This is a genomic window from Nocardiopsis coralliicola (genome assembly GCF_054779695.1).
Genome location: NZ_BAAGXT010000001.1, coordinates 252,976 through 269,988, shown reverse-complemented (window position 1 = coordinate 269,988; position 17,013 = coordinate 252,976). Strand labels below are relative to the sequence as shown.

16 protein-coding genes are annotated in these 17,013 nt (G+C 74.1%); 1 reads left to right on the top strand and 15 read right to left on the bottom strand.

Annotated features, from left to right (window positions below):
* Positions 1–52: 52 nt before the first annotated feature.
* The 12 genes from pqqE to ACYVGT_RS00985 all read right to left on the bottom strand — a co-directional run bounded on the left by pqqE (position 53) and on the right by ACYVGT_RS00985 (position 11,742).
* On the bottom strand, positions 53–1,141 hold the full coding sequence (pqqE, locus tag ACYVGT_RS01040; protein ID WP_460854414.1) for a pyrroloquinoline quinone biosynthesis protein PqqE: 1,089 nt from the start codon (positions 1,139–1,141) through the stop codon (positions 53–55).
* A complete protein-coding gene (gene pqqD, locus ACYVGT_RS01035; protein ID WP_460854413.1) occupies positions 1,138–1,404 on the bottom strand; it encodes a pyrroloquinoline quinone biosynthesis peptide chaperone PqqD in 267 nt (88 codons plus the stop codon). Before pqqD ends, pqqE begins: the two co-directional genes overlap by 4 nt.
* Entirely contained in the window at positions 1,394–2,140 is a 747-nt protein-coding gene (pqqC, locus tag ACYVGT_RS01030) for a pyrroloquinoline-quinone synthase PqqC (RefSeq protein ID WP_460854412.1), read from the bottom strand. Before pqqC ends, pqqD begins: the two co-directional genes overlap by 11 nt.
* On the bottom strand, positions 2,137–3,033 hold the full coding sequence (pqqB, locus tag ACYVGT_RS01025) for a pyrroloquinoline quinone biosynthesis protein PqqB (protein WP_460854411.1): 897 nt from the start codon (positions 3,031–3,033) through the stop codon (positions 2,137–2,139). Before pqqB ends, pqqC begins: the two co-directional genes overlap by 4 nt.
* Positions 3,034–3,043: 10 nt before the next feature.
* Positions 3,044–3,163, bottom strand: a complete 120-nt coding sequence (gene pqqA, locus ACYVGT_RS01020; protein WP_460854410.1) for a pyrroloquinoline quinone precursor peptide PqqA — start codon at positions 3,161–3,163, stop codon at positions 3,044–3,046.
* Positions 3,164–3,251: 88 nt separating this feature from the next.
* Positions 3,252–5,345 (bottom strand): PQQ-dependent sugar dehydrogenase, encoded by a 2,094-nt coding sequence (locus ACYVGT_RS01015; RefSeq protein WP_460854409.1) that lies wholly within the window; start codon positions 5,343–5,345, stop codon positions 3,252–3,254.
* A 93-nt stretch (positions 5,346–5,438) separates the two neighbouring features.
* The gene (locus tag ACYVGT_RS01010; RefSeq protein WP_460854408.1) at positions 5,439–6,266 is read right to left on the bottom strand and encodes a sugar phosphate isomerase/epimerase family protein; all 828 of its coding nucleotides are present in this window, start codon (positions 6,264–6,266) and stop codon (positions 5,439–5,441) included.
* A 133-nt stretch (positions 6,267–6,399) separates the two neighbouring features.
* Entirely contained in the window at positions 6,400–7,563 is a 1,164-nt protein-coding gene (locus ACYVGT_RS01005) for a dihydrodipicolinate synthase family protein (protein ID WP_460854407.1), read from the bottom strand.
* Positions 7,560–8,711 (bottom strand): Gfo/Idh/MocA family protein, encoded by a 1,152-nt coding sequence (locus ACYVGT_RS01000; RefSeq protein ID WP_460854406.1) that lies wholly within the window; start codon positions 8,709–8,711, stop codon positions 7,560–7,562. Before ACYVGT_RS01000 ends, ACYVGT_RS01005 begins: the two co-directional genes overlap by 4 nt.
* A gap of 54 nt (positions 8,712–8,765) precedes the next feature.
* Complete coding sequence (locus ACYVGT_RS00995) at positions 8,766–9,584, bottom strand: ABC transporter ATP-binding protein (RefSeq protein WP_460854405.1); 819 nt, start codon at positions 9,582–9,584, stop codon at positions 8,766–8,768.
* A 76-nt stretch (positions 9,585–9,660) separates the two neighbouring features.
* Positions 9,661–10,692: an ABC transporter substrate-binding protein gene (locus tag ACYVGT_RS00990; RefSeq protein WP_460854404.1), complete on the bottom strand. Its 1,032-nt coding sequence runs from the start codon at positions 10,690–10,692 to the stop codon at positions 9,661–9,663.
* A 75-nt stretch (positions 10,693–10,767) separates the two neighbouring features.
* Complete coding sequence (locus tag ACYVGT_RS00985; protein WP_460854403.1) at positions 10,768–11,742, bottom strand: ABC transporter permease; 975 nt, start codon at positions 11,740–11,742, stop codon at positions 10,768–10,770.
* Positions 11,743–11,872: 130 nt separating this feature from the next.
* On the opposite strand from ACYVGT_RS00985, the gene ACYVGT_RS00980 reads away from it, so the two are divergent.
* Complete coding sequence (locus ACYVGT_RS00980; protein WP_460854402.1) at positions 11,873–12,934, top strand: LacI family DNA-binding transcriptional regulator; 1,062 nt, start codon at positions 11,873–11,875, stop codon at positions 12,932–12,934.
* 33 nt (positions 12,935–12,967) lie between these two features.
* Here the strand turns inward: ACYVGT_RS00980 and ACYVGT_RS00975 are convergent, their stop codons facing one another.
* The 3 genes from ACYVGT_RS00975 to ACYVGT_RS00965 form a co-directional block, all read right to left on the bottom strand.
* Positions 12,968–14,710, bottom strand: coding sequence for a GMC family oxidoreductase (locus ACYVGT_RS00975; RefSeq protein WP_460854401.1), 1,743 nt, complete (start codon positions 14,708–14,710; stop codon positions 12,968–12,970).
* Positions 14,710–15,474: a gluconate 2-dehydrogenase subunit 3 family protein gene (locus tag ACYVGT_RS00970; protein WP_460854400.1), complete on the bottom strand. Its 765-nt coding sequence runs from the start codon at positions 15,472–15,474 to the stop codon at positions 14,710–14,712. Before ACYVGT_RS00970 ends, ACYVGT_RS00975 begins: the two co-directional genes overlap by 1 nt.
* A 269-nt stretch (positions 15,475–15,743) precedes the next feature.
* The gene (locus ACYVGT_RS00965) at positions 15,744–17,000 is read right to left on the bottom strand and encodes an arginine deiminase (protein WP_460854399.1); all 1,257 of its coding nucleotides are present in this window, start codon (positions 16,998–17,000) and stop codon (positions 15,744–15,746) included.
* Positions 17,001–17,013: the final 13 nt, after the last annotated feature.

The window sequence follows — 17,013 nt, the reverse complement described above, 5'->3', positions numbered from 1 at the left end:
CCCGGCCGGATGGGCTCCGGCGCGCGGGGCGGCCGGGGGCGGGCCGCGACCGTCAGGCCTCCGTGCGGCGCGCGGCCCCGGGCCGGCGGTAGACGAAGGGGGCGCCGGTGTCGGGAGCGCCGGTCAGCTCGCGGATCAGGTGGTGGTCCGGAGACAGCGAGCAGGCGGGGTCGGTGCGGGCGGCGTCGCCGGTCAGGGCGTGGGCCTGGCAGCGGCAGCCGCCGAAGTCGGCTTCGCGGTGCACGCACGTGCGGCAGGGCTCGGCCATCCAGTCGGTACCGCGGTAGGCGTTGAAGGCCGGGGACTCCTCCCAGATCCAGGAGAGCGGCCGGTCGGCCACGTTGGGCGGGTCCAAGCCGGGGATCGCGTAGGCAGCGGGGCAGGGCAGCGCCGTACCGTCGGGGCCCACCGTGATCGAGCGGGCGCCCCAGCCGCCCATACAGGGTTTGGGGGCGCCCTCGAAGTAGTCGGGCATCACCCACACCAGTTCGGGCCGGCGGTGGCGGGCGCGCCCGGCGGCGATCACCGACTCCGCGTGCTCGAGCTGGTCGCGTCGGGGCAGCAGTGCGGCGCGGTTGCGCAGTGCCCAGCCGTGGAACTGCGTGTTGGCGAGCTCGATCCGCTCGGCGCCCCATGCGGCCCCGACCTCGATGATCTCCTGCAGGTGGTCGAGGTTGCGGCGGTGCAGGACGACGTTGAGCCCGAACGGCAGCCCGGAGTCGCGGATCACTGCGGCCGCCTGCTCCTTCTCGGTGAACGATGGGCGGCCGGCGATCAGGTCCGATCCGGGCCGGCGGGCGTCCTGCAGGGACAGTTGGACGCTGTTCAGCCCGGCCTGCGCCAGGGCGTCCAGCCGCTCGGCCGTGAGGCCGACGCCGCTGGTGACGAGCTGGGTGTAGATGCCTGCGCGGTACGCGGACGCGGTGATCTCCACCAGGTCGGGGCGGAGCAGCGGTTCACCGCCGGAGATGTGCGCCTGGACCACGCCGAGTCCGGCCGCTTCGGCGAAGACCCGCGCCCAGTCGCCGGCGGACAGCTCCGCGCTGCGGCGGACGAGTTCCAGGGGGTTGGAGCAGTAGGGGCAGTGCAGCGGGCAGGCGTGGGTGACCTCGGCCAGCAGGGCCCAGGGGGCTTCGGTCATCGCAGCCAGCCCTTCTCCCGCAGGCGTTCCAGAAACTCCGGTACTTCCTGCTCCAGCGGCGCCCCGGGGTGGTCGGCGCGCAGTGCGGCGATGATGCCGGCGACCGTGCGGTCGCCGTCGCACAGCCGGAGTATGGCGCCGCCCGTCGCGTTGAGCTGGACCGCCCGCTCGGGCATCAGCAGCAGGTCGGTACCGCGGACCCGGTCGTGGCGGAGCACGAGCGACCGGTCCAGTGCGGGGCGCCAGGCTGCGTCATCCGCCATCGCCGGCCCCCTCCCCCGCGTGCTCGACCGCGTCCAGCAGGCACCACAGCACCTCGCACTTGAATGTGAACGCGGCCAGCACCCGCTCCTGGTCGGCCCGGGTACGCGCCCACTCGTGGACGAGGCGCAGCGCCTCCTCGGAGTCGCGGCGGCCCTGGCCGACGCGCGTCTGGAAGTAGCGCAGCCCGTCCGGCTCGACCCAGGGGTAGTGGTGCTCCCAGGCCGCGATGCGGGTCACCATCAGGTCGGGGGCGAACAGCTCGGTCAGCGACGAGGCGACCGCTTCGAGCGCCGTCGACTCCCGGCAGAAGTTGACGTAGCCCTCCACCGCGAGCCGGACGCCGGGCAGGACCTCCGCGCCGGAGTGCAGCGCGGCGCGGTCCAGTCCGACGGCTTCACCCAGGCGCAGCCACCGCTCGATGCCGCCGTCGCTGCCGTCGCCGTCCGGGGCCCCGTCGTGGTCGTGGATGCGGTGGATCCAGGCGCGGCGCTGCGCACCGCTGCCGAGCTTGGCCAGGATCAGGGCGTCCTTGACCGGGATGTGGCGCTGGTAGTGGAACCGGTTGAGGACCCAGCGGCGCAGTTCGCGGGGGCTCAGCAGGCCCTCGTGCATCCGCTGGTTGAAGGGGTGGCGGTGGTGGTAGCGGGCGTCGCCCAGGGAGCGCAGCCGGGCCTCGAGTTCGGCGGCGGGCCAGGGCGGCGCCGGGCCGCCGGGCGGTGCGGACAGCGTGCTCACAGGTGGATCAGCGCTCCTTCCCGGGCGGCCTGGATGCCCGCGGCGGCGAGGCGCCGATGTCCGGCACCGTCCGGGTCGACCAGCGGATTGGTGTTGTTGAGGTGGGTGTACAGGCGCTGTCCGGCCGGCACTGCGGCCAGCCGCTCGGCGGTGCCGCCCGGGCCGGTGATGGGCAGGTGGCCCATCTGCGTCGCGGTCTTCGGGCCGACGCCGGCGCGGATCGGCTCTTCGTCGTCCCAGAACGTTCCGTCGGCGATCACGCAGTCGGCACCGTCCAGCGCAGCGTCGAACCGGTCGGGCCAGTCGGCGAGGCAGGGCGCGTAGACCGCGACCCGCCCGTCTCGGCGGTCGCGGATCCGCAGGGCGGACACCCACGCCCCCTCGGTGCCGTCTTCGGTGCCGGCGGCGTAGCGGGGCCGCTTGCCGGACACCGGGACCGCCTGGACTTCGAGCGGTCCGCCGTCGAGCAGCTGCGGTCCGCCGGCGAGCGCCGTCCAGGAGAGGTCGGTGTAGGGGGCGAGCATGCGGTCGAGTCCGAGGCCGCCGCAGAGGGCTGCGCGGACGGTAGGGGTGGCGGCGACGTGCAGCGCGGAGGCTTCGCGCAGCCGCGGGATACCGAGCGTGTGGTCGAGTTCGGCGTCGGTGAGCAGGACTCCGGCGATCGGGCTGGCGCGCTGCGGGCCGGGGTGCAGGGCCGGGCATGCTTCGACCTGTTCGCCGATGTCCGGAGTGGCGTTGATGATGTACCACCGCCCCGGCCCGGCCTCGACGGCGGCCGACGCGTGGCGCCGCCGGCGGGACGGGTCGGAACGGGCGGCGGAGCACCCCGCGCATGCGCAGTTCCACTGGGGTACGCCGCCGCCCGCAGCGGTGCCGAGGATCAGCAGCCGCATCGCGGGGCCATCAGCGCTCGGCTGCGAAGTAGGCCGTGACTTCCAGGGCGGTCTCCACGACGTGGAAGTCGGGCGTGGTCCAGGCGGGTGCCTGGACTCCGGTGCGGTCGGTACCGGTCGGCTCGGTCATGGCGGTTCACCTTCCCATTCGGGTTCCGCCGCCCGCGGTCCGGGCGGCGGCGTTCGGAGGGGTGGGGCGTGTTCGGCGGGTCACTGCCCTACTCGGCGGGTGTGCCCTGGACGGTCAGGTCGCGGACGCGGGCGGTGTTGTCGAAGGAGCCGAAGCCGACGCGGCCGGGGCCGGCGGATTCGGTGGTGGTGAAGACGGGGCGGTCCATGTCGCCGGCGTAGACGGCGGTCTCGCCGGTGTCGGCGCGGTGGTCGACCCGGACCTGCACCCAGTCCTCGCCGGTGATGGCGGGCGGGGCGGCCTGGGACTGGCTGGCGTTCCACTGGCCGTCGATGCGCTCCCGGTCGGCGCCGTCGACCTTGAAGATGCCGTTGTGGCCGTAGATCGTGTTGTCGCTGGACAGGTGGGCGTAGGTGAAGTGGGTGTCGTCGCGGTAGCCGAAGACGACCACGGCGTCCCGGTTCGACTCCTCGACCGGGGTGTCGATGCGCACCTCGGCGTCCAGCTGGAACGAGCCGAGCTCCGGCCCCTCGTCCAGAACGGCGTACTCGCGCGGCCGGGCCGGCCCGGGGCGCTCGTCGCCCTCCTCGGCGAGGATGACCTGGCCGTCGCGGAACTCCCACTTGTCCGGGGTGACCGGCGACCAGTGCTCGGGATCCGCGGCGCCCTCGACGGGCACCGGGCCGGCGGCGCCCTCGGCGAAGGGGCGCACGTCGGAGACCTTCCAGATCGTGCCGTTGGCCTTGGACAGCAGATAGAGCTCGCCCGCGGCGTCCTGGCCGAAGCGCAGGTCGACGCGCTCGTCCCCGGCCAGGTCCTGCATCGTCACCGGCTCGCCGGAGGGGGTGGAGGCGGACAGCTCGTACAGCGGCGCGAGGTCCTCGCCGCCCGGGCTGCGCTGCATCTGCTCCTCTTCGGCGAAGTACAGCGAGCCGTTGACGATGTCGCCGAAGACGTACTTGCCCTGCAGTTCGGGGAGGGACTCGCCGCGGTAGACGAAGCCGCCGGAGATGGCGAAGCCGAGGTCGCTGCTGCAGTCCCAGTCGGCCGGCGGGTCGTGGTCGTAGGCGGCGAGCGGGTACTCGTAGCCGGAGTCGCCGGGCTGCGGCGGGTACAGGTTGCACCGGTCGTCGGGGCGGAAGGTGAACCGGCCCTCCCGCTCGGGCCAGCCGAGGTTGGAGCCGGGGTCGATCTGGTGGACCGACTCGATGGTGTGCTCGCCGATGTGGGCGAGGAACAGCCGCCCCGACCCGCGGGCGTCCCAGCTGAACCGGTGCGGGTCGCGCATGCCGTAGGCGTAGATCTCGCCGAGGGACCCCTCATCGCCGGCGAAGGGGTTGTCCTCGGGAACGCCGTACCCGCCGCCGGCCCCGTCCTCGCCGGCGGGGTCGATGCGCAGCAGCTTGCCCTGGGGAACGGACAGGTCCAGCGGGTCGGTCAGGTCCTCTTCGGCGTTGCTGTTGCCGCCGTCGCCGGCCGCGATGTAGAGGTTGCCGTAGTCGGCACCGCCCGGCTCGGCGGCGGGGTTGAAGCCGATCTGCTGGATGTTGTGGATGCGGCCGGAGAAGCCGAGGCGCAGCACCTCGCGGCTCTCGCCGGAGAAGGTGCCGGCGGCCGGGTCGTCGGCGGTCCACTCGGTGATGACGCCGTGGTATTCGGTGCCGTCCTGCGCCGGCAGGTCGGGCTCCTCGTTCTCCAGGGCGTCCCCGGACTCGACGTGGGCGGTGTAGAACGTGCCGTTGTCGGCGAAGTCCGGGTGGAAGGCAGCGTAGGCGAGGCCCTGGCCGAGGCCGGCGGAGTTGAAGAAGTCGGGCGCGAACTCCTCGGCGACGTCGAGGTAGGGGGCGGCGTCGTGGGATTCGCCGTCGAGCAGGTAGAGGGTGCCGTTCAGGTCGGGCACGGCCAGCCGGCCCGACCCGTCCGGCACCTCCTCCAGCCCGTTGATGCGGTTGTGCCGCACCAGCCGCTCGTCCTCCGGCGGCGGGCTGGTGGTGGATTCGGGCAGCTGGGCGACCTCGTCCAGCACCAGGCTGAGTCCGGAGGGGGCGGGGTCGTCGGGGACGGGATCGGCGACCGGGTCGTCGGCGCGCGCGTCGGCGGCGGCGAGCGGTGCGGCGGGGACGGCGAGCAGGGGCACCAGCAGCAGCGCGGCTGCCGCGGTGCGCCCGCGGGGTGATCTCATGGCGACCTTCCAGGTGGGGGGTGCGGGGGCTGGAGTCGGAGGTCGGCGGGCGGTCGGTTGGCGGCGGCGCGGTCGCGGCGGCTGGACCGCGGCTCAGGCGACGTGCGCGGCGTAGCGGTCCAGGGTCAGGGCGAGGGCGTCGGGTCCGGGCATCGCCCAGAGCGGCTCGTTGAAGATCTCGACTTCGATCGGGCCGGTGTGGCCGGCGGCGTCGACCGCCGCGCCCAGGCGGCGCAGTTCGACGCAGCCGTCGCCCAGCATGCCGCGGCCGGTCAGGACCCCCTCGGGCAGCGGGGTCACCCAGTCGGCGACCTGGTAGAGCGCGATCCGGCCCTCGGCGCCCGCGCGGGCGATGCCGTCGTAGACGGCCGGGTCCCACCACACGTGGTAGGTGTCGATGGCGACGCCGACCTGCTCACTGGGGTGCGGGGCGGCCAGGTCGAGGGCCTGGGCGAGGGTGGACACGACGCAGCGGTCGGAGCAGTACATCGGGTGCAGCGGCTCGATGGCGAGCTGCACCCCGAGCGTGCCGGCGTAGGGCGCGATCTCGGCGAGGACCTCGGCGGTGCGGGCGCGGGCGCCGTCCAGGTCGCGCGAGCCGTCCGGCAGGCCGCCGGAGACCAGGCACAGCGCGGGGGCGCCGAGCTCGGCGGCCTCCTCGATCGCGCGCCGGTTCTCCGCGGCGGCGCCGGGTTCATGGAAGAAGCCGCCCCGGCACAGCGACGTCACCGCCAGGCCGTGCTCCTTCATGAGCGCTGCGGTGCGCGCGACACCGTAGTCGGCGACGGGCTCGCGCCACAGGCCGACGCCGGTGACGCCGGCCGCCGCGCAGCCGGCCGCGAGGTCGGGCAGCGGCCAGTGCCGGACGGTCCACTGGTTGAGGCTGAACCGGGGGTCGGTTCCCCCGCCGGGCGTGGTCACGGTGCGGCTCCTTCCCTGGCGGGCAGTGTTCCCGGTGCCGTGCCGGACGCCCCGGGCGGCGCGGCCGGGGCGGATCCCGCCGGCTGCCCGGTGCGGCGGCGGGGCTCCCCCTTCTCCTGCTGCCTTCGGCCCGTCACCGGGCGGCGCCGCTGACGGCCAGCCAGGAGCGCATGCGCTCGGCGGCCGCATCGGGGTCGGGGAACAGGCCGGCCGCGTCGGCCAGCCGGAACAGCTCCGCCAAGTGGAGCAGGCCGCGGGCCGACTCGGCGCCGCCGACCATGCGGAAGTGGCTCTGGTGCCCGGCGAGCCAGGCGAGGAAGACCACGCCCGTCTTGTAGTGGTAGGTGGGTTCGGCGAAGAGGTGGCGGGCCAGCGGCACGGTCGGGGCGAACAGGTCGCGGTAGGCGGCGGTGTCGCCGCGCTCCAGGGCGGACAGGGCGGCCGCGGCGGCGGGCGCGATCGGGTCGAACACGCCGAGCAGGGCGTCGCTGTGGCCCTCCCCGTCACCGAGGATCAGCTCGGGGTAGTGGAAGTCGTCGCCGGTGTAGAGACGCACGCCGTCCGGCAGCGCGCGGCGGAAGGCGGTCTCCCGACCGGCGTCCAGCAGGGAGATCTTGACTCCGTCGACCCGGTCGGCGTGCGCGCCGATCAGATCGAGCAGCGCACTGGCGGCGGAGTCCAGGTCGGCCGAGCCCCAGTAGCCGGCGAGCTGCGGGTCGAACATGGTGCCCAGCCAGTGCAGGACGGCCGGGCGGCGCAGCTGCGGCAGCAGCCGGCCGTAGACGGCGGCGTAGTCCTCCGGGCCGCGGGCGCTCGCGGCGAGCTGGCGGCTGGCCATGATGACGGGCCGCGCGCCGGCCTCCTCGACGACGGCGAGCTGCTCCTCGTAGGCGGCGGCGATCGCGTCGAGCGGCGCCGGGCCGGGCGGCAGCTGGTCGGTGCCGGCGCCGCACACCAGCAGGCGCTGCTCCCCCGGCGCCGCCCGCTGCGCTTCGCGTCCGGTGCGGGCGATGAGCTCCCGGGTGAGCGGCCAGGTCAGGCCTGCGCCGCGCTGGGCGGTGTCCATGGCTTCGGCGACGCCGAGCCCGTGCGCCCACAGGTGGCGGCGGAAGGCGAGGGTCGCGTCCCAGTCGACGGCGCCGCCGGTCGGTTCGGCGTAGGGATCGGCGACGACGTGCGCCGCGGCGTAGGCGATGCGCGCGCCGCCGGCCCGGACGGGTGCTGCGGCCGCCGGCGCGGGAGCGTTCAGGGTGTGCGGCACGAGGGTGCCGTCCGCTGCGGGCAGGTCGATCTTCATCGGGCGAGCTCCGGAACCTCGATGCGGCGGCCTTCGGCCCACGAGCGCAGTCCCAGTTCGGCGAGCTGGACGCCGCGCGCGCCGGCGTAGAAGTCCCACGGGAACGGCGCATCGTCAGCCACGTGCCGCAGGAACATCTCCCACTGGGCGCGGAAGCCATTGCCGAAGTCGGCGTTGTCGGGCACCTCCTGCCACTGGGCCCGGAAGTCGTGCGCCGCGGGCAGGTCGGGGTTCCACTCGGGTTTGGGTGTTGCGGCGCGGTGCTGGACGCGGCAGCGCCGCAGCCCCGCCACCGCCGAGCCCTCGGTGCCGTCGACCTGGAACTCGACGAGTTCGTCGCGGAAGACCCGCGTGGTCCAGGAGGAGTTGACCTGCGCGATCACTCCGCCGTCGAGCTCGAAGATCGCATAGGCGGCGTCGTCGGCGGTGGCCTTGTAGGCGGCGCCGTCCTCGCCGATGCGCTCGGGGATGTGCGTGGCGCCGAGCGCCTGCACCGACCGGACCGGCGCGATCACGCCGTCCAGCACGTAGCGCCAGTGGCAGAACATGTCGAGGATGAGGCCGCCGCCGTCCTCGGCCCGGTAGTTCCAGCTGGGCCGCTGCGCCTCCTGCCAGTCGCCCTCGAACACCCAGTAGCCGAACTCGCCGCGCACCGACAGGATGCGGCCGAAGAAGCCGCCGTCGACCAGCCGCTTGAGCTTGCGCAGCCCCGGCAGGAACAGCTTGTCCTGGACGACGCCGTGCTTGACTCCGGCCTGCTCGGCCAGCCGGGCCAGCGCCAGCGACTCCTCGGTGTCCTCGGCGATCGGCTTCTCGGTGTAGATGTGCAGGCCGGCGGCGACGGCGGCGCGGATGGCGTCCGCGCGGGCGCTGGTGACCTGGGCGTCGAAGTAGACCTCGGTGTCGGAGCGGGCGAGCGCGGCGTGGAGGTCGGTGGTCCACTCAGTGAGGCCGTGCTGCTCGGCGAGGGCCCGCAGCTTATCCTCGCTGCGCCCCACCAGCACGGGCTCCGGCCACAGCACGCTGCCGTCGGCGGCGGGGACGCCGCCCTGCTCGCGGATGGCGAGGATCGAGCGCAGGAGGTGCTGGCGGTATCCCATCCGCCCGGTGACACCATTCATGACGATCCCGATGGGCCTGCGGTGCATTCGGGTCCTTCCCGGTCCGGTACTGCAGATACGGCTGCTGGCGGCGGCTGCCGGTCAGTCGGCGTCGGTGCCCGCGCCGAGGAGGCTGCGCACGCGCGCGGTGGCGCGCGCGAACTCGGGGCGGGCCATCGTGGCGGTGTAGTCGCGGTCGGCGGGCAGCCCGACCTCGACGACCTCGGCGATGGTGCCGGGGCGTTCGGTGAGGACAACGATCCGGTCGGCCAGGTAGGCGGCCTCGGCCACCGAGTGGGTGACCAGCAGGACGGTGGTTCCGGTCTCCCGCCAGATGCGGTTCATCTCGATGTTGAGCTGCTCGCGGGTGAGCGCGTCCAGGGCGCCGAACGGCTCGTCCATGAGCAGGACGGGCGGCTCGTGCAGCAGCGCCCGGCACAGGGCGACGCGCTGCTGCATACCGCCGGACAGCTCGTGCGGGAGTGCGTCGGCGAAGCCCTCCAGCCCGGTCATCTCGATGAGCTCGTCGGCGCGGCGGCGCGCGGCGGCGGGGTCCATCCGCCGCATCTCGGCCTGCAGCAGGATGTTGCGGCGGGCGCTGCGCCACTCCAGCAGCGCGGCGCGCTGGAAGACGTAGCCGATGTCGTGCCGCGGCCCGCCGACCGCCTCGCCGCGCAGCCGGATGGCGCCCGCCGAGGGTTTCAGCAGGCCGGCGACGAGTTTCAGCAGGGTGGACTTGCCGCAGCCGGAAGGGCCGACGAGGGCCACGAACTCGCCCATCGCCACGTCGAGGCTGATGCTGTGCAGCGCGGTGACGTCGCGCTTGCGGCTGCGGAAGCGGACGCCGGCGCCGTCGATGCGGACTGCGGGTTCCGCTGCGGCCGCGCGGGGTGCGGCCGCCGGCTCACTCATGGTGCTCATCGCCCGTCCTGTCGTCGCGGGGTGCGGCCGGCCGCGGGGTCCGGACCGGCGCCGGGGAGTGCGGAGGCGGGGCCGGTCATTCCTGGCCGCCCGCCGGCTGCCAGTACTCGGCCGGCTCGCGGGCCTCTTCGATGACGCCGGCCTCGTGGAAGACGGAGATCGTCTCCTCCCAGTCGGCCTCGGTGTTGGTGCCGGGCGGCTCGCCCTCGGTGGCGTCGGTGTGCAGGAGGGTGGTGGTGGTCTCGAACTGCTCGGTGAGCACCTCCTCGGAGGGCAGCTGCTCGGAGGCGCCCTCCATGCTGGCGACGGCGCCCTCCGGGTCCTCGATCGCCGCGGACCACGCTTCGCTGGTCGCGGCGGCCATGCTCGCGACCAGCTCCTCGTCGCTGCCGCGCAGCTGCTCGCCGACGAGCAGGCCGTTGGAGAAGAAGTTCAGGTTGTTCTCGGAGTAGCGCAGGTAGGAGACGTCTTCGCCGGAGCTCTCCTGCATGATGGGGCCCTGGTCGTTGGCGAAGCCCATCAGTCCGTCGACCTGGCTGGAGGTGACCGCGGCCATCTTGCCGGCGGGGTCGGTGTTCTGCACCTTGACGTCGCCCTCGCTGAGCCCGTTGCGCTCCAGGAAGACCGGGAAGGTGGAGGCGAGGGCGTCGCCAGCGGTCCCGGCGATGGTGCGGTCCTCCAGGTCGGCCGGCTCCTCGATGCCGGTCTCGGTGAAGGACTGCACAGAAGCGGGCGTGGTCTGCAGGTAGACGCCGATGCTGTGGACCGGCATGTCCTTGTCGACGGCGGCGAGCAGCGCCGGGGTGTCGGCCCAGCCGAAGTCGGTCTGGCCGGCGCCGGTGGCCTGCACGGTCTTCTGCGCGCCCTGGCCGGCGTTGATGGTCAGGTCGATGCCGTGCTTTTCGTAGATGCCCTCGGCGAGTCCGTAGTAGAACGGCGCGTGCTCGCCGTAGGGGTACCAGTTGAGGGTCAGCGTGGCCTCGGTGAGGTCGCCGCTGCCGCCGTCATCGCCGCCGGCGCCGCACGAGGCGGCGGAGGCGGCGAGCGCCGGGGCGAGCAGGGCGGCGGCGAGGGTGCGGGGTCGGGGTGCGGTGGGGCGGGGTCGCATGGGCAGCCCTCCGTGGCAGGGGGTGGGGGTGCAGAAGCGAGGGATGGGGTGCGGGGCGCCGGGTGCGGCGGCGTCTCAGGGGGTGGTCACCGCGCCGTCGCGGTGGCTTGTGTGCCAGGGCAGCAGGAGCCGCTCGGCGATTTCGACGATGACGAACAGGGCGACGCCGATGGCCGACATGACGAGCAGCCCGGCGAACAGCATCGGGGTGTCGAAATTGCCGTTGGCCTGCAGGATCACGTAGCCGAGGCCTTCGTTGGCGCCGACGAACTCGCCGACGACGGCGCCGGTGACGGCCAGTGTCACCGCGACTTTGAGGCCGGAGAACAGGTGCGGCAGGGAGGCCGGCAGGCGGATCTTGACGAAGGTCTGCAGCGGGCTCGCGCCCATGGTGGCCGAGAGTTCAAGCATCTCGCGGTCGACCGCCTTCAGGCCGGCGACCATCGCGATGACGATCGGGAAGAACGCCATCAGGACGGCGACGACGATCTTGGGCGCCAGGCCGAACCCCAGCCAGACCACGAACAGCGGCGCGATCGCGATCTTCGGGATGACCTGCGCGAACAGCAGGATCGGGTAGAGGGTGCGCTCGACCGCGGTGGAGTAGACCATGAACACCGCGGCCACAGCACCGACGAGCATGGCCACGCCGAAGCCGACCAGCGTCTCGTAGGTGGTGACCCAGGAGTGGTGGGCGATGTAGGCGGCGTTGCCGGTGAGTTCGGCGAGGGTGGCGCCGGGCGAGGGGACGAGGTAGGCGTCGACGAGCTCCAGGGCGCTGACGGCCCACCAGGCGGCGAAGCAGGCGGCGAGCAGCGCGGCGGGGCGCCACATCTGCTCGACGAAGGAGCCGATCCGCTCCCCCGCGGTCACCCCCGCGTGCTCGGTGACACCCGCCGGGCCCGCGCCGGGGGCGGCGCGTCCGCCGGGCGCGGTCTCCGGATCGGCGCCCTCTGCCGGCTCGGCTTCCGCGGCTGCGGCACCCGGCGACGGCGGTGTCGCGGGGAGCGCCTCTGCGGGAGGGCTCGTCCGGGCATGGCTCCTGACCATTGGCGACCTCCGGCCGGTAGCTGAGAAAGCGCTTTCTGATAGCGCTTTCTGGTACCGTAGGCAGAGATCATGGAGCGGTCAAGGGGGCGTTGCGGACGTTTCGCGGCCGCCCCCGCCGAGGAGGCGGGCGATGGTGCAAGCGGTGGACGGCGGCGGAGGCCGGGGCTACACCACCCTGCAGGACGTGGCGACCGAGGCCGGTGTCTCGCTCGCCACGGCCTCGCGCGTGCTGCGCGGCACCGCGCAGGTCCGGCCCGAGCTGCGGGAGCGGGTGCTGGCGGCGGCGGGCGAGCTGCACTACACGCCCAACGCGCACGCCCAGGCGCTGGCCAGCGCCTCCAGCACCTCGGTCGGTGTGGTCTGCCACGACATCAGCGACCCCTACTTCTCCGCGGTCGCCGGCGGAGTCATGACCACCGCGCACGAGAACGGCATGCTCGTGGTGCTGGCCAGCACCTTCCGCGATCCGGCCCACGAGCTGGAATACGTGGCGATGCTGCGGGCGCAGCGGGCCCGGGCGATCCTGCTGATGGGCTCGGGGTTCGAGGACCGGGAGTGGGAGCGCGCGCTGGCCGCCGAGATCGAGCCCTACCAGCGCACCGGCGGCCGGGTGGCGGTGCTCAGCCGGCACCGCCGGCTGAAGGCGGACACGGTGCTGCCGCAGAACCGGGAGGGCGCGGCGGCGCTGGGGCGGGCGCTGCTCGGCCTGGGCCACCGCGAGTTCGCGGTGCTGGCCGGGCCGCGCTCGCTGACCACGGTCTCCGACCGGCTGGACGGCTTCGCCGCCGCGCTCGCCGAAGCGGGCGTGGAACTGCCGGAGCACCGGATCGTCTCCGACGCCTTCACCCGCGACGGCGGCTACGCGGCGGCGGCCGAGCTGCTGCGCCGCGGCGAGCGGCCGACCTGCATCTTCGCGGTGACCGACGTGATGGCGATCGGCGCGCTGGCGGCGCTGCGCGACCACGGCGTGGACATCCCCGGCGAGGTCTCCCTGGCCGGGTTCGACGACATCCCGGTGGTCGCCGAGCTCTCCCCCGCCCTCACCACCGTCGCCCTCCCGCTCGCCGACATGGGCCGGCGGGTCATGTCGCTCGCGCTGAGCGCCCCGGCCCGCCGCTCCCGCGTCGAGCGCGTCCCCGGCACCGTCGTCCTGCGCGCCAGCACTGCTCCGCCAGCGCACACCGCGCCCTGACCGCGCGGCGGGCTGCTCCTGGCGGACGCGCGCTCACGCCAGCGGGCCCGGGTCGTGCCGGTAGGTGTTCACGATGGCGTCGGCGGCGCGGTAGGCGAGGGCACACACGGTGCTCGTGGGGTTGTATCCGGGGTTCTGCGGAAAGGCGGAGGCGCCGACGACGAACACGTTGGGGTGGTCCCACATCTGCAGGTGCGGGTTGACCGCCGAGGTACAGGGGTCGTCGCCCATGATCGCGCCGCCGGTGTTGTGGGTCGACTGGTACGACGCCGTGTCGAAGTGGTCCGCCAGCTCGCCGGCCGCGAACGCCTGGTCGGCGCCCATGGCGTCGACGAGCTCCTGCATCTTCCCGCCGAGGAAGCGCACCATCTCGCGCTCGTTGCGGCGCCAGTCGAAGGTGATCCGGAGCAGCGGGTCGCCGAACGCGTCCCGGTAGGTGGGGTCGAGGTCGAGGAAGTGGTCCCGGTAGGCGGGGCTCTCCCCCTGGGCGCCGACGACCAGGGTCCGCGGGTAGAAGTCGCGGATCGCCCGCTTCCACTGCGCGCCCCACAGCGGCGCTCCAGGCGGGGCGCCCATGCCGGTGACGGGCAGGCCGGGCAGCGTGTACTTCACCAGCCCGCCGCCGAGGAAGCCGAGGCCGGCGTGGTCGAAGTTGTCGCCGTTGAGGTCGTCGAAGGCGACCGTGGAGCCGCATCCTGCCATGTACGGCTGGAAGTCCTCATCGGCGAAGTAGGCCATGCCGGCCGCGCCGTCGGCCTGGTAGCAGTAGTTCTTGCCGACCGTGCCCGTGCCGGAGTCCGGGTCGTAGGGCTCTCCCAGGCCGGACCGGAGCAGCAGCCGGCAGTTGCCGAGGGTGTAGGCGGTAAGCAGCACCAGGTCGGCCGGCTGCTCCTGGAGGCGGCCGGCGGCGTCGCGGTAGCGCACCCCGGTGGCCTCGGTGCCGTCGTGCAGGATCTCGACCGCGGCGGCGTTCGTGCGCAGCTCGAAGCGGCCGGTGCGCAGGGCTTCGGGGATGACCGTGACGGTCGGGTCGGCCTTGGCGCCGACCCTGCAGCCGAAGTGCCCGGTGAAGCCGCAGTAGGTGCAGGCGTCGCGGGTGACGCCGTCGGGGTTGGTGTAGCGCTGGGACAGCGCAGCCGCCGGCCCGGGGAACGGGCTGTAGCCGAGTTCGCCGGCCGCGCGGCGGAAGATCTCCCCGGCGCGGCTCTCCTTGAGCGGCGGGACGGGGTAGTCGCGGGAGCGGGGCCCCTCGAAGGGGTTGCCGCCGCGCTGCGTGCTGCCGCCGATGTTGCCGGCCCGGCCCGCGATGCCGGCCATGCGCTCGAACCGGTCGTAGTAGGGCTCGAGGTCGCCGTAGCCGATCCCCCAGTCCTGCACGGACATCTCGTCGGGAACGGCGCCCTTGCCATAGCGGTCCTCCGCCCGGCTGCGCATCGCGAAGTCGCGCGGGCTGAACCGCCAGGTCTGCCCGGCCCAGGTCACCCCGGACCCGCCGACGCCGGAGGCGGGGGCGAACGCCCCCACCCGGCGGATGGGCAGGGCGCGCTCGCGGCGGGTGTGCCGCAGCGTCCAGGTCTCCACGGCGGGGGGCTGGGCGAGCTCCTTGTCCACCTGGTAGCGCAGTTCGTCGTGGCCGTGCCGGAGGTGCTCGGGTCCGCGCGGCCCGCCGCGCTCCAGGCCGACCACGGACATCCCGGCCTTGGTCAGTTCGGCGGCGAGGATCCCGCCGGCCCAGCCGACGCCGATGCAGACCGCGTCCACGCGGGGCAGCGCCATCACTGCACCCCCTTGGGCTCCGCGCGGTAGGCGGGGTCGACCGCCCCGGCGAACGCGGCGTAGGGCTCGCCGTAGGCCCAGGGGTCGCCGGGGAACCCCACCCATTTCCAGCCGGCCATACCGCGGTTGCCGCCGTGCACCGGGTCGGCGAAGAGCCCTTCGGTGACGTTGCGGAGGAACATCGCGAAGAACGACGCCGCGGTGAACCCCTCGCCGAGCCCGAAGCCGATCTCGCCGGCTTCGAGGGCGGACAGGACCCCGTCCTGGCGCTCGGGCCCCAGTTCGGCGAGCGCCCGGTCCCCGAAAGAGGTGCGGCAGTGCCGGTCGATCCTGCCCAGGGCGTGCCGGTACATCTCCCGGGGCGGGATCGGGAGCTGCTCCCCGTGTCCGCCGTGGTCCGGCTCTTCGAAGGGTCCCTGCAGGTACAGGCCGGCACCCCGGCCCCAGCCGCCCGCGAGGCGGCCGTCGATGTAGTGCAGGACGCCGGCGTCGCGCGCGCCGGGGCCGCTGCGGTCGGCGGGGAAGACGCGCTCCGCCATGGCCTCGACGTCCGCCGCCTCCTCGTCGGTGAAGAACCGCAGCGGGGGCGGCCCGCCGCCGTCCGGCTCCGGATCGGATCCGCCAGCCCCGTCCAGGTCGCGGGCGACCAGTCCGCCGGCCACCAGGCCGCCCGCCGCGACGCCTCCCGCCCCGGCGAACAGGCCGCGCCGCGTCGGCCCGCGCCGCGCGCCGCCGCCCCCGTCGTCCCCACCGCTGCCGCGCATCCCCGCTCCTCCCGTCCGGCGGCGGGGCTGCCGGTCTCCCCCGCAGCCCGCGCAGCGGCGGCCGCTCCCCCGCAGGCTCCGCCGGCACTGGTCCTGACCCGCAGTGTGCCGACGCGGCCGCCCGGCCGTCAGTAGCCCTTTGTGCACTCTTGGCGGGCCGGTTCCGGATCCCGCCGGTGCCGGCGGCCGGGGCGCGGCGGCTCTGGCGTGTCCTCCGGACGTCCGGCGGGGATCCCCGCCGGACGTCCGGAGCGTGCAGAGTGCGACGGTCAGGCGTCGAGCGGGTCCCGCTGGAGGGGGCAGGTCATGCAGTGGCCGCCGCCGCGCCCGCGGCCGAGCTCCGCACCGGGGATGGTGATGACCTCCACCCCGGCCCTGCGCAGCGCGGCGTTGGTCTGGGTGTTGCGGTCGTAGGTGAAGACGACGCCCGGCTCGACCGCGACGGCGTTGTTGCCGCTGTCCCACTGCTGGCGCTCCGAGGCGTAGACGTCGCCCGCGGTCTCCACCACCCGCAGGCGGGGGAAGCCGAGCGCGCGGGCGACGACGTCGACGAACCGGGCATCCCCCTCATCGGTGATCTCGACGCCGGGGGCCCGGTCCGAGGGGCGCAGGGTGAAGGCGTGGATGCCGTCCACGATGGCCGGGTGCACGGTGACCAGGTCCCGGTCGGCGAAGGTGAAGACCGTGTCCAGGTGCATGGCGGCGCGGAGCTTCGGCATGCCGGCGACGATGACCTGCTCGGCTGCGCCGGCGTCGAACAGCGCCGTGGCCAGCTGGGTGATGGCTTGGCGGGAGGTGCGCTCGCTCATACCGACGAGGACGACGCCGCGGCCCGCCGGCATCACGTCACCGCCCTCCAGGGTGGCCTGGCCCCAGTCCTGCTCGGCGTCGCCCCACCAGACCGCAGAGCCGGCGTAGTCGGGGTGGAAGCTGTAGACCGCCTGCATCAGCATCGTCTCGTCGTGGCGGGCCGGCCAGTAGAGCGGGTTGAGGGTGAGCCCGCCGTAGATCCAGCAGGTGGTGTCGCGGGTGTAGAGCGTGTTCGGCAGGGGCGGCAGCAGGTACTCGCGCGCGCCCGTGGATTCGCGCACCAGCGCGGCGTCGCCGCTGCGGTAGTCGCCCGGCAGGTCGGGTGCCGCGAGGCCGCCGATGAGGTGGCGGACCAGGTCGCGCTCGCCCAGGGAGTCGAGGTAGGCGCGGACTCCGTCCGCCAGCTCCAGGCCCACCCGGTTCGCGGTGGCCTTGCGGTCGAGCAGCCACTCCCGCGCCGCGGGGAGCGCCATGGTCTGCGCGAGTACGTCGTGCAGTTCGACGACCTCGACGCCCCGGTTGCGCAGCTTGTTGACGAAATCGAGGTGGTCGCGCTGGGCGGCCTCGACCCACAGCACGTCGTCGAAGAGGAGGTCGTCGGAGTTGGTCGGCGTCAGCCGTTCATGCGCGAGCCCGGGAGCGCAGACCAGGACTTTGCGCAGGCGCCCGACTTCGGAATGCACCCCGCCGGCCGGCGGCGCTGCGTCCGTTCCCATTCCGGTTCCCCTT